General features: G+C 51.3%; 7 protein-coding genes. 2 read left to right on the forward strand and 5 right to left on the reverse strand.

Annotation, left to right across the window (positions count from 1 at the left end; all coding sequences use genetic code 11):
- Positions 1-165: 165 nt before the first annotated feature.
- Positions 166-1,200, reverse strand: coding sequence for an AAA family ATPase (locus HY774_02775; GenBank protein ID MBI4747378.1), 1,035 nt, complete (start codon positions 1,198-1,200; stop codon positions 166-168).
- Between the two features lie 183 nt (positions 1,201-1,383).
- Positions 1,384-2,841 (reverse strand): hypothetical protein, encoded by a 1,458-nt coding sequence (locus tag HY774_02780; protein ID MBI4747379.1) that lies wholly within the window; start codon positions 2,839-2,841, stop codon positions 1,384-1,386.
- Between the two features lie 741 nt (positions 2,842-3,582).
- On the opposite strand from HY774_02780, the gene HY774_02785 reads away from it, so the two are divergent.
- Positions 3,583-4,002, forward strand: coding sequence for a hypothetical protein (locus tag HY774_02785; GenBank protein ID MBI4747380.1), 420 nt, complete (start codon positions 3,583-3,585; stop codon positions 4,000-4,002).
- Positions 3,911-7,303 carry a hypothetical protein gene (locus HY774_02790; GenBank protein ID MBI4747381.1) on the forward strand — a complete coding sequence of 1,131 codons (3,393 nt, stop codon included), beginning with the start codon at positions 3,911-3,913 and terminating at the stop codon, positions 7,301-7,303. Before HY774_02785 ends, HY774_02790 begins: the two co-directional genes overlap by 92 nt.
- A gap of 356 nt (positions 7,304-7,659) precedes the next feature.
- Here HY774_02790 and HY774_02795 read toward each other — a convergent pair whose 3' ends face one another.
- From HY774_02795 to HY774_02805, 3 genes are all read right to left on the reverse strand, one after another.
- The gene (locus HY774_02795; protein MBI4747382.1) at positions 7,660-11,058 is read right to left on the reverse strand and encodes a CHAT domain-containing protein; all 3,399 of its coding nucleotides are present in this window, start codon (positions 11,056-11,058) and stop codon (positions 7,660-7,662) included.
- Positions 11,059-11,332: 274 nt separating this feature from the next.
- A complete protein-coding gene (locus HY774_02800; GenBank protein MBI4747383.1) occupies positions 11,333-11,731 on the reverse strand; it encodes a hypothetical protein in 399 nt (132 codons plus the stop codon).
- Positions 11,732-11,950: 219 nt separating this feature from the next.
- Positions 11,951-12,964, reverse strand: a complete 1,014-nt coding sequence (locus HY774_02805; protein ID MBI4747384.1) for an alpha/beta fold hydrolase — start codon at positions 12,962-12,964, stop codon at positions 11,951-11,953.
- Positions 12,965-13,040 lie beyond the last annotated feature (76 nt).

Below are 13,040 nucleotides of genomic sequence, written 5' to 3' on the forward strand. Positions count from 1 at the left end.
ATGAGTTGACTGATCCCACTCAAGATGAAGACTGGGGAACTGGCGGGTACCACTCAACGTGGAGTATCTGGCCCTGAACCCTGAACCCTGAACCCTGAACCCTGAACCCTGGTGGTATGATATTTCCATCCGACTCCCTAACCACTAACCACCTCTTTATTCGGTTCAGGCTCGGCGAATTGAAACATCCGCCGGTAAATGTAAGCCGGTTTCATCAACCTTAGCCAGAAGCCGGTCAATCACCTGAAACACATCAACCTGATCGAACCGTGCTTTGTAATTTAAGATAAGGCGATGATTGAGAACGGCTGAAACTACCTGACGAACATCTTCAAAACCAACCGTGGGCCGTCCATTGAGGAGTGCGACGGCACGGGCGGCTTCGGCAATCGCAATTGCGGCACGCGGTGAGGCGCCATAGGCCACATAATTCTGGACTTCTTCGGGTGCTTCTTCGCCTTTGGGGTGTGTTGCCGCGACCAGTCGGGAAATATAACGCGACACCGGTCGCGGCAGAAAAATATGTTCCAGCACCGAAAAAATCTGTTTGAGTTCAAGTTCTGACAGGGCCCAGGTTGGAACCGGAGGCGAACCCCGACGACGGGTGGAGATGATGCGATCAATGGATTCGACATCCACCTGAGAAACCATCAGCTTGAACATAAACCGGTCAAGCTGGGCTTCAGGCAGTGGATAAGTTCCTTCGAGTTCAATTGGGTTTTGTGAGGCGAGGACAAAAAACGGGTCTGGGAGCGCGCGGGTGTTGCCCAGCAGTGTGACCGCTTGTTCTTGCATGGCTTCCAGGAGTGCTGATTGCGTTTTAGGCGAGGCGCGGTTGATTTCGTCAGCCAGTAGAATATTGGTAAAAATTGGGCCTTGATGAAACACCATATCCCGTGTTCCATCCGCCGCATCCTGCAAAATATGCGATCCTAAAATATCACCTGGCATCAGGTCCGGCGTGAATTGCACCCGCTTGAAATTGAGATTGAGTAACTGGCCAAGCGCTTTGACCAGCGCGGTTTTTCCAACACCCGGAAGCCCTTCGAGCAAAATATGCCCCCGGCTGAAAATGCCGACCAGAACCAGGCGATGCAATTCGGTCCGGCCCAGCAAGATTTGATCGAGTTCGGAAAGAACTTTCTCCGCCAGTTTGACGGCTGGCGCCAATTCATCAGGTTGTAAGAGTGTAAAGGACATAGGTTCAGGGTTCGGGGTTCGGGGTTCAGGATGAAAACCAGGGTTCGGGGTTCGGGGTTCAGGGTTCAGGATAAAAACCAGGAGTCAGGGTTTAGAAGTTTCGTCCTTTTGGTCTTTTGTGTCCCTTGTGTCCTTTTTGTCCTTTCTAAACCCCGAACCCCGAACCCTGAACCCTCCTTGAGACTACTCGTTTTTGCGCTCGAAATAGCGTTTGACCGCGCCTTTGTGGCGGGGAAGGATCTTTTGGGTGTTGGCTGAGGCATTGCCGGCATTTGAACCAGCCAGGGCGCCGCCGGTTTGTGGGCCAGCATTTTCGATTTTGGGTTCGCTGACGCTCAGACCAATCATCTGGCTGTCTTCCGGGTTGAGCGAATTGGACGGCAGCGTTTGTTCTTTAAATTTCGCACCGTCTTCGTTGGTGCCTTCGGTCCAGGACATCGGGGCATCACCGCGTCCACGCGATGTTCCACCGCGTCCCCACTCCTTCATTGATTCCTTGACCGATTTCCCTGAGCCGTTACCTTTCCCTTCGCCTTTATTTTTCTCCAAAAAGTCCTTTAACCCCTGACTGTTGCACTGGCCGGCTTTTTCACATTGGGAAAGGGTTTTCTGGTCAATCAGACCTGACTCTTTCAATTTTTTAAGCTGGTCAGCCAGACTTTGCTTGCTGTTTTTCAATGCTTTCGCGAGTTCTTTGAGTTCTTCCGGGGTAAGTTTGCCTGAGTCGAGGGCTTTTTTCAGGTTCTGGGAAAGTTGTTGGTTGAGCGCCTGTGATTCCGGGGCGTTTTCCCCAAGCGATTCCTTTGCCATTTCGGCCAGTTCTTCAGTGGCTTCAGCCAGCAGTTGATCATCCATCTGGCTGCCTTCCTTGGAGAGCGTTTCAGCCAGTGCTTCCTGCTGTGAAAGTCGCTCGGTTGCCTGAACATCTTTTTCGGCGGCTTCCTGGGCCGTCTTTTTCAGATTTTCATCCAGGTGGTCAATGGCTTCGAGGGTTTTCGCCGGGTCGTCACCTTTGGCTTCCTGCTGGATCTTGGAAAGTTGTTCTTCGAGAGCCTCGGCTTTGGGTTCGTCAATCAGCTTTTCTTCTTTCAAGGTTTCAATTTGTTCATTGAGTTGAGAGACCTCTTTTCCAACGTCGAGCGACTGATTCATCCCCAGCACGGTTGAAGAAATCGGCACCAAAAAACTTGCGGCCAGAAAGACCAGTCCAATTCCACACATGGAAAGGACGCGCTGACCTTCCCAGGCAACCTGGGGCAAAGTCAGGCGGGGAACATACCCGTCCCAGCCTTCAAGTTTGGTTTCGTGCGAGGCCATCAGCAATCCGCCGCAGGCGCTTTCGCGGTCAAGCACTGCCCGGAGCTTTTCAATCGGAGGGATTTGCTTTCGGGCCGCCACTACGGCGGCAATCAGTACGGGAATCACCCCAAGCAGCCCCCAGGCCAGCCAGGTGCGTGGCAGGTGTGACGCCGCCACCCGAATCGCCAGCACCAGAATCCCATATCCAAAAGTCCAGATGGTCAAAAAGAGCAGGGCATATTTCAGGAAGAGAACTCGCGCAAGTTGATGCCCAAAACTGGTCAGTTCGTGCTCATAGACAGAAGGAAACAGCGAACGCTTTGGCAAAGGAGTGACAGGCATTACAGACGACCTTTCTTGAAGAACGTGGGCTGAAGACTCGCAAGCTCAAAAAACCAGGGCTGAGGGCTTGGGGCAGAAAGACTCGCAAGCTCGGGGCTGAAGAAAACGGGTTCAATACCCTGAGCCCGAAGTCTTCAGCCTGAAGTCTTCAGCCCGAAGTTTTCAGTCCCAGGCCCTCATGATTGGAATTGTTGCCGCATGCTGCGGTGAGCCGCAAAAAATAGCAACACTTTTCAACTCACAAAATTGACTGTTATGGGGTTAAGCTGCAGGTTGAACACTCGTTCGTTTTTCGGTAACACGGGTGTAAGAGTGTTGTAACCACTCTCCATAAGATACAGCTTCCGGTCTTGTTTCACTTTCAATTGCCCTCTATTGACACATCAGAACTCATTTTGTTCCAGCTTTTCACTCAAGGAGTTGTTTTATCTCTAGGACAAATTTAACTGGCTACTTCAATCAATCCAGGGATTTACAGTAACAGGTTGCACCGCTTGGGGCAGTATGTTAAAAGAGGCGGTTCGTCAAGGGATGTATTGAACCTCAAACTCTTTCCTACATCTCCACCTTCTATTTTCACCAACTTATTTCATTTCTTCAGGTTTCGAGAACCAACCCGACTTCGCTTCAAGGGGGCTGTACTCCTTCAGCACAGCACTCGCGAGGCCAATGTTCCCTTCATTGGCTTGACAGGGTGCTTGTGGTTCGGGGCTTGGACTTTCACGGTTTAACGGGGGAATTATGCACGTTTTCAAATCGCCATATCGTCGGATATGGTCGCCAGTATTAATGTTTTTGGTATTGATGGGGCTGTATATATCGCCAAAGACCGTGTTTCAGCCCAGACTTGTAAAAGCAGCAACAACACCGGTTTTCATCAATGAAATTCACTATGACAACACTGGGACGGATGCTGGAGAAGCAATAGAAGTCGCCGGACCCGCCGGAACCGATCTGACCGGATGGACCATTGTGCTGTACAACGGCTCAGGTGGAGTGACTTACGACACCGGGAGAAGCAATAGAAGTCGCCGGACCCGCCGGAACCGATCTGACCGGATGGACCATTGTGCTGTACAACGGCTCAGGTGGAGTGACTTACGACACCGATGCTTTGACCGGAATGATTCCCAATCAGTCAAATGGCTTTGGAACGATTAGTTTATCTTATCCAACAAACGGGATTCAGAATGGACCACCTGATGGAATTGCATTGGTGAATCCATCAAGTGTGGTGGTGCAGTTCTTGAGTTATGAAGGATCTTTCACTGCAACCAACGGTCCAGCCAATGGCATGACCAGCGTGGATATTGGCGTGAGCGAAAATGGGTCAGAAGCAGTAGGGATGTCGCTTCAGTTAATGGGCACTGGGGTGTGCTACGAGAGCTTTACCTGGGTCAGCCCGGCGACAGCGACACCTGGCGCCGTAAACAACAGTCAGACATTCGGGTGCGGTGCAGTGAATGCGCCAATTGTGCCCACTTGCCCAACCACTGTTTCGGCTGATTTCGGGGTTGGCACGACGGCGATGGTAAGTGCCACCGACTCAGACAGTATTGTGAATGGTGCTTCGATTACAAGTACACCTGTTCCAGGAATTACACTGGGCAGCATTGTTGCTGCGGGTACAGATGGCGGCACCTTAACTGCCGTTTTGACGGTTTCAGCCGCGACTGCCGCTGGAACTTACCCGGTAACCATCACTTACACCAACAATGAATCCCAAATGGCAACCTGTAATATCACGGTTACAGTTGTCCAGGTGATTCCAATCCACATGATTCAGGGTCCAGGGAATACATCACCGCTGACAGGTTCGGTGACGACTGAAGGCATTGTGACTGCGATCCGCTTTAACAATGGCTTTTTCCTTCAGACCGAAGACGCTTTCATTGACGCAGATCCCGATACATCGCAAGGGATATTTGTCTTTACCAATACGGCCCCGCCGGGAACCGCTGCCGTTGGGAATAAAGTTCGGGTCACTGGAACGGTGACTGAATTTACCCCATCGGCTGACCCATTCCAGCTTTCGGTGACTCAGTTGACCAGCCCGATGGTGATGCAGCTTTCCACTGGAAACCCACTGCCAACCCCGATTGCCATTTCGTCAATCAATGGGGCGGGTCCAGTTGATCAACTGGAAAAATATGAAAGCATGCGGGTTACATTCGCATCACTGAAAGTGTGTGCTCCAACCGCCGGGTTTTTGACTGAGTCAAATGCGACTTCGTCAACGGTGGGTTCAAGCAATACGGGCGTGTTTGCGGCTGTGATCAACGATGGGACACCACGTCCATTCCGTGAACCGGGGATCGAAGACCCAGAGCCAGCCCCACCTGGATTTACCATTCCGCCGCTTCCACGCTGGGACGGTAATCAGGAACGGATTCGGGTGGATAGTGAAGGTCAGATGGGCGCCTTGCCGCCAATCGAAGTCTGCACCGGTGCCATCGTTTCAAACCTGACCGGGCCGCTCTATTACGACTTCCGGGCATATACCCTGTTGCCTGATCCTGGTGCCCGCACCATTACCAACAATGATTGTGCGGCGATTCCAGTTCCAATTCCAGGTCCAAACGAATTGACGATTGGTTCGGCTAATCTGCAACGCTTCTTTAATGACGTGGCGGATGATGAATCTGGTGATCCGACAGGCGAAATTGATGAGCCTGTGCTGACCATGACTGCCTATCAAGGCCGGTTAAACAAACTGTCGTTGATGGTGCGCAATGTGATGAACTCGCCAGACATCATTGGCTTCCAGGAAGTCGAAAACATTGAGGTTCTGACCGACATTGCCAACAAGATCAACAGTGACCTTGACCAGCCTGGGTTGTACTCGGCGTTTCTTGAAGAAGGAAATGACGTTGGCGGCATTGACGTCGGGTTTTTGGTCAACAAATCCAAGATTGAAATTTTGAATGTGACCCAGGAAGGACTGGACGAAGTTCTGGTCAATCCTGATACCACAACGGATCCGTTAAATGACCGTCCATCACTGGTGCTGGAAGCTCGTGTAAAAGCGACCAACTATAAAATTACCGTGATCAACAATCACCTGCGCTCCTTGAATGGAATCAACAGCACGGCAGCAGGTCCGAATGGCTGGCCAACAGGTGGTGAACGTGTCCGAGCCAAGCGCAAAGCCCAGGCTGAATATACGGCCAATCTGGTTCAGGCGCGGATTGATGCCAATCCGGGTGAACGCATTATCCTGGTTGGCGATTTTAACGCCTTCCAGTTCAACGATGGATTTGTGGATTCAATTGGAACCATCAAGGGAACGCCGACGCCAGCCTCAATGGTGACCGCCAGCAGCCCGGATCTCGTGAACCCTGATTTGACCAACCTGATTGATTTTGAAGATCCGGCGGAACGCTATTCCTTTGTCTTTGGCGGCCACGCTCAGACACTCGACCACGCGCTGGTAACGCCAAATCTCCTTGATGATTTTGTCCGCATCAACCATGGCCGGAACAATTCGGATTTCCCAGAAGGTCCAACCTTCCGAAACGATTTCAACCGGTCAGAACGGCTGTCAGACCACGATCCGCTCGTGGTGGCCTTTGACGCTTCAAGCGTTCAAAACGCGCTGCTGTATGTGGCCGATACCTCTAACAACCGCATCCAGAAATTTGATGGAACGACCTGGTCGGTGGTTGGAACCGGAGGCACCGGTTCCCTCATTGGTCAGTTCCGCCTGCCCGAGGCCGTTGCCGCCAGTCCAGACGGCCAGGCGCTCTATGTGGCCGATACTGGAAACAACCGGATTCAATATTCGCTGGATGGTGGTGTGACCTGGATGCTTTTTGCCGGGTTCGGTACTTCGTTGAATCAGGTGAAAGGTCCACAAGGTCTGGTTTTAGACACACTGGGGAACCTGTATGTGTCGGATACTCTGAACAACCGCATTTTGCGCTTTAACGGTGGTGTTCCAGGAACAGGTGTTCCGTTAACCGCGACCAATTTTGTCAGCAGCCCCCGTGGCCTGGCGATTGACAAAGATTTCAACCTCTTTGTCACTGATCACAACAACAGCCGGATTCTCAAGCTCACCGGTGCCGATGCGACTCCGACCGTTTCGACTTTGGCTTCGGTTGGGTCAGGGTTGAGTCAGGTTCGCAATCCGGAAGGTGTGGCGCTGGACGATGCCGGAAACGTGTTTGTGGCCGATAAGGGCAACAACCGGATCCTGCAATTTGTCGGCGGCGTTCCAGGACCAGCCCTGGTCATGGCCTCAATTGGCTCTTCCCTGGGTCAGGTTCGAGCACCGGAAGGTGTGACGATTGCCGGGTTCAATGGTGGGCCACTCAATGGCATCGCCCTGGTTGTCAGCGACACTGCCAACAACCGCATCGTGGCAACCGTGGATGGTGTCACCTGGGCGAAGGTTGGCGACCCATTTGGCGGCGTTGGAACCCAGATTGGGCTCTTCCGGTCACCAAGCAAGATTAAGTAATATCAGTTTGTAGTCAGTAGTTAGTAGTCAGTAGTTCACTAACTCGATTTGATTGAATTATTTGACTATTTTCTAATCTGAAGGCTCCATTGCAAATTGGTATGATTTTCCGATTAGCCCCCAGGCAAAAGCAGGTGGTTGAGCTTCGGCTCACCACCTGTTTTCTTTTTGGGAGGGACTACAGTTTTGGATGAGAAAAAAGGACGAAAAGGACAAAAGGGATGGAAAGGACGAAAACAGAGCAAACCTTCGAAAACCCCGAACCCCGAACCCCGAACCCCGAACCCCGAACCCCGAACCCCGAACCCCGAACCCCGAACCCCGAACCCCGAACCCCGAACCCCGAACCCTGAACCCTAATTTTTCCGTTGCCCGGCTAAATTTGCCCATTCGCCTGATTGGATGAACGAGGCCCAGTAGTAAGGGTGTCTTCGTTTCGGGTCAGTCAGCATTTTGAGTTGTACATTGCGCAGGGCATCGCTCCGACCTTCGCCAGCCTTGAGCCGGGTGTAATATTCGATCATCAACTCCCGCGTACCACGATCCGAAACCGACCACAGACTCATCAATTGGGCTTCACTTCCAGCCAACACCAGCGCCCGCCGCAGGCCATAGACGCCGTCACCGGTTTTGGTTTCTCCGACGGCGGTTTCACAGGCTGACAAAACGACCAGTTTGGTACCCCACAAATCAAGCTGGGCGGCTTCAAGTGCCGTCATGGTGCCATCGCCTTCAGTATTTCCTCCCCGGTTGGCACCGGCAAAAAACAGCCATGACCGCAGGAGCGGGTTTTCAACTTTGAGTTTTTCCGCATCAAGGGGAGCCTTAGCCGTGGCTTTTCGGGGCAAGGCTTGTGGCTTGTTGTCTAAAAAACGCCCGTGGGTGGCGATATGGAGAATCTCGGGTCGTTGCACATTTTTGAGAGCTTGTTTCGTGGCGTCATCCTGCATTTTGAGATCAGCGTCAGGGAAGAGATTTTTTAAGGACATCGCCTCCATTTTGGTTCCAAAGAGCCGGGAGAGTGGGGCGTATTGCTTGCCCACCAGAATCGGACCCAACCCATCTGAATAATCCGGGTCAGCCATAATGAGTGGCGGTCTCCAGCTTTCAATTTTCACCGTCAGCCGCAACAAATCTCGTCCGCTGGTCAAGTAGGTGAGCCGATAACTTTCAAGCAGGTACGTTCCTTTATCATCCACCAGGGCCGCAAACGGGATGAGACTCAATGCCCCATCCGGCGAAATGAGCAAATGGGTGGCTGCCCCGACCAGTGTTCGGACAGGCTGCATGACCAACCGGTCAAGCGCGTGGGCGACAGGCTTTATGTCGCCTCCAATTTTGGTTTTTGGTTGGCTCAGCGTCTGGCGGAACCGGGTCACAAGCTGGTCAATTGGTTTGGTTTCCCCCAAATCGGCAACATTGATGGTTCCCTGATGATTGAGGGCATAGGCCACATACCGTGGAGTTCCAAACTGTTCGGTCTTGGGGTCATAGGGCTGATACACAGCATATTCAACCAGGACCGCCTCCGGTGGGATCAACTTTTGGACTTCTTCCACGGTGATGGAGACCGTCTGCACTTGAAATTCCTTGCTTCGTTGCCCGATTTCGTTTTCCAGTGCTTCTTTTTGTTCTTCCATCGAGCGCAAGAAAGCCAGATGTTCGTCTGGTTTTTTCTTTTCAGGACCACGGAGCGTCAGAACCGAAATTTGCCCAACCAGGCCGGCGTAGTCATCCAGCAATTTCTGGGTCTGTGGATCTTGCTGGCGGCGCAAGGTTTCAATTTGGGATGTCAGTGCGTCTAGTGCCCGTCCTTTGCGCCGCAACACGACAGTCAATGCAGCCTTGAGGGCATCTGAGTTCTGTGGTGCCGACTGCACATTGAGTGAAAGCGTGATATCGGTATTTTTTGCCGTCTGTTTGAGATAGAGCAACTTTTGGCGCTCGGATCCTGAAACGAGATTTCGGGCCAGATCGCGTTCGCTCACTTCATTGGCGCGTGATTGATACAGCACCGCCTGATTGACATCGTTTTTGATCAGAAACACACCGGCCAGGCTGGTGAAGCTTTGGGCCACATCACGGTGGTCCGATCCCAATGCCTTTTCCCGAATCATCGCCGATTTCACAAAGAGCGACTCCGCCTGGGCAAAATCGCCCTTTTTTTTGTGGAGAATCGCGAGGTTATTGAGGGTGTAGGCCACGGACCGGTGGTCGGCCCCCAATACCTTTTCATAGATTGCCAGCGCTCTGACAAACAAAGGTTCGGCCTGGGTATAGTCACCTTTGGACGTATAGACCATTCCCACATTATTCAGACTGTAAGCAACTTCCGGGTGATCGGCGCCCAGTGCCTTCTCGGAAATGGCCAGTGATCGCTCGTATAGCGGCGCCGCGCGGGCATACTCCTCTTTTTCATTGTACAGTAATGCCAGGCAGTTGAGCGTATGGGCGACATTGGGGTGATCTGCCCCCAATGTTTTCTCAAAAATTGCCAGTGCTCTCCCATAGAGCGGCTCGGCTCGCGTGTAATCACCTTTGAAATAACAGATCAACGCCAAATTGTTGAGACTATAGGCAACATAGGGGTGTTCTGGTCCTAAAGCTTTCTCAAAAATAGCAAGCGACCTCACCAACAGTGGTTCTGCCCGGGCATAGTCACCTTTGGCGCGATACAACTCAGCCAGATTGTGCAGGTTTTGAGCCACAATTGGATGGTTGGCGCCAAAGGCACTCTCAAAAATCGTCAAGGCGCGGACCGATAACGCCTCAGCCCGGACGTAATCGCCTTTATCCAGGTAGATTGTGGCCAGATTATTCAGACTGGTGGCGACATCGGGGTGAGTGGCACCGAGGGCTTTCTCATAAATTGCGACTGCTTTGACCAGCAACGGTTCAGCCCGACCATAATCCCCTTTGTCTTTATAAAGCGTCGCCAGATTATTGAGGCTGTGTGCCACATCCAGATGGTCAGGGCCTAATACAGTTTCTCTCATGGTGAGGGCTTTGATAAACAACGGCTCCGCCTGAGCCAGGTCGCCTTTGAGTTGATAGAGTACGCCTAGATTGCTGAGACTGATGGCAACTTCCGGATGCTCGGCTCCAAAAGTGGCGATATCAGGGGGAGTAGTGCCCATGGCTTTTTCATAAATTGCGACTGCTTTGACCAGCAACGGTTCAGCCCGACCATAGTCCCCTTTGTCTTTATAAAGCTTCGCCAGATTATTGAGGCTTTGTGCCACATCCAGATGGTCAGGGCCTAATACAGTTTCTCTCATAGCGAGGGCTTTGACCAACAATGGCTCCGCCTGAGCCAGGTCGCCTTTGAGTTGATAGAGTACGCCTAAATTGTTAAGACTAACGGCAACTTCCGGGTGCTCGGCTCCAAAAATTGTTTCTCTGATTTTGAGCGACCTCTGGTACAAGGGTTCAGCCTGAGCGTAATCGCCTTTCCCTCGATAGATTTCAGCCAGGAGGCTGAGACTGGTCGCAAAAAGTGGATGCTCAGACCCAAGGAGTTTTTCGCTTTTTTCAACTGCGAGTTGAGCCAGTGGCAGGGCCAGGTCATATTTTCCAGCCTGGCGAAGTTGCTCAACTTGAGCAACGAGAGCTTCAATCTCCTGATCCTGAGCCGCTATCACACCGAGATGACCAGTTGTAGCCTGGTGTTGGGCCTGTACCTGACCCATAGCGTCCTGTATCAGCAGCAGACCAAGAAAAAAAAGACAAACCTGACGACAAAGACAGCTCGGCATACACGAAATGTTCCTTAAGGATTTTTTGAGTCTCTAGTGTGGAGTGAGTGAACGAGGGAAGTATTTCAGCTTTATATTGCAATTCGATGGCGGAGGCAGAGGGGGTGGTTTTCAAACAACGAAAGAAGTTCAGAGTATCGTCTTCAGGCGTGAGGTTAGATGCAGGGATTTGACGGGAAACACGCTTTCCATCAGACGATACTCTGAACCTTTTTCTGAAAGACGACGGTGATTGATGAGACAAAATACTTGTCGTCTTTGCCTTAAACCTGGGTCAGGTGAGAGTTGATAAACAATAGAGCAGGTCTGTAACAGGTGGGAGTCCTGGAACTTTCTTTTCGATTGAAACCGTGTTGAGCAACTGGTCTGGTTCCGGACCTGGATCTTCCTGGTCGGAATATTCCACGGTGGTTCCGGGCGGGGCGATGGGTTTGAGCTTCACCTGAAGTTCAACTGTAATCGGAAGGGTTTCGCCAGAGTAATCAAGCGGGTCGGTCTGATCCGGTGGAATGTTGCCGATGAGGACATCATTCATATAAACCTTGATGGTTGAGACAATGTAGCCCGGATAGTTGCAAGTCAATGTACCTGATGCAGTTGTGTAACTCCCCATTTGTGGAATTGTAAATGTAAATGGGGGAGGGTCGGTATCTTGAATTGGGTGATTCGCCATGAATGTGCTCCGAGTTGTATGGGGTGGGTAACCAAAATGCTCCGCAGTACTTCGCCATATATCCTACCCGTGAGCACGAGTCAATCTTTATAGTAGTTTGTCGTCAGTCGTCAGTCGTCAGTCGTTCGTTAAGTTCATTTTATTGAATTACTTGACTTCTTCCTGGTGTGAGGATTCAATTCCAAAATGGTGTCCTCTGCTTCTTTGGGGTTCTTTGTCTCACTCACGGTTGGCAAGCCATTCCACGGTTTTGGGCCAGACAAGCTTGATGGCACCCGGACCAACTGAAATCCCGTGGTGACCGCCTTTCACACGAAGTTCTTCCTTTTCCTGGCTGCCAACCAGATCCATCACCACGGTTGACGAACTGAGCGGAACGATGTCGTCATGTTCGGCCACCACATTGAGCAAGGGACAGGTCACATTTTTAAGCTTGATGAGTTTTCGGCCAAGCTTCATTTTGTTCTGGCGAAGCAGGTTTTGTTGATAGGTATCTTTGACGAACTTGCGAAATGTCTCGCCTGGAACCGCGACTGCGTCGTTGACCCAGTAGTCAAACGCCTGAAACATTTTGACATATTCTTCATTATGAAGGTTTTCGGCCAGGTGGACATATTTGGTGACGTTCTTGGTGGGTTTGAGCATCATGAACGTGCTTTTCAGAATTTCGACCGGGGCATTGCCATGGCGGTCAATAAATTGGTCCACATCAAAATACTCGGGTTGTGCCCAGGTACTGAGCAGCGAGTCATTATGGAAATCAACCGGTGTCGCCAGCAGGATCAGGTTGTTGAGAAATTGTTGATGGAAAGCGGCATACATCAGCGCCATCGTCCCGCCCATACAGTAGCCAATCATTGAGAGTTGCTCGGCGCCAGAGTGTTGCAGAACCGCTCGCGTGATATTGACCAGATATTTATGGATATGGTCTTCGAGCGTGAGGTCGGAATCGTGGTCGTCGGGCTCACCCCAATCAATCATATAGACGCGAAATCCTTGATTGGCCAGGAACTCGACGTAACTTTTCCCTGGCATCAAATCAAGGATATAATACTTATTGATCAATGAGTTAACGATGAGAATCGGTATCGAATACGTTTTTTTGACTCGCGGCAGGTAGTAGAGGACCCGGAGCTTGTTTTCACGATACACGACTTTCGAGGGAGTTTGGGCAACCTCGGGCGGTTGTGATATCTGAGAGAGCATTTCTGAGAGTTTGAGAAAGTCAAACATAAGGAGGGTTCAGGGTTCAGGGTTCAGGGTTTTTAAACTTTCGTCCTTTTCGTCCTTTTCGTCCTTTATTTCTTTT

Source organism: Acidobacteriota bacterium (assembly GCA_016208495.1).
Taxonomy (GTDB): domain Bacteria; phylum Acidobacteriota; class Blastocatellia; order Chloracidobacteriales; family Chloracidobacteriaceae; genus JACQXX01.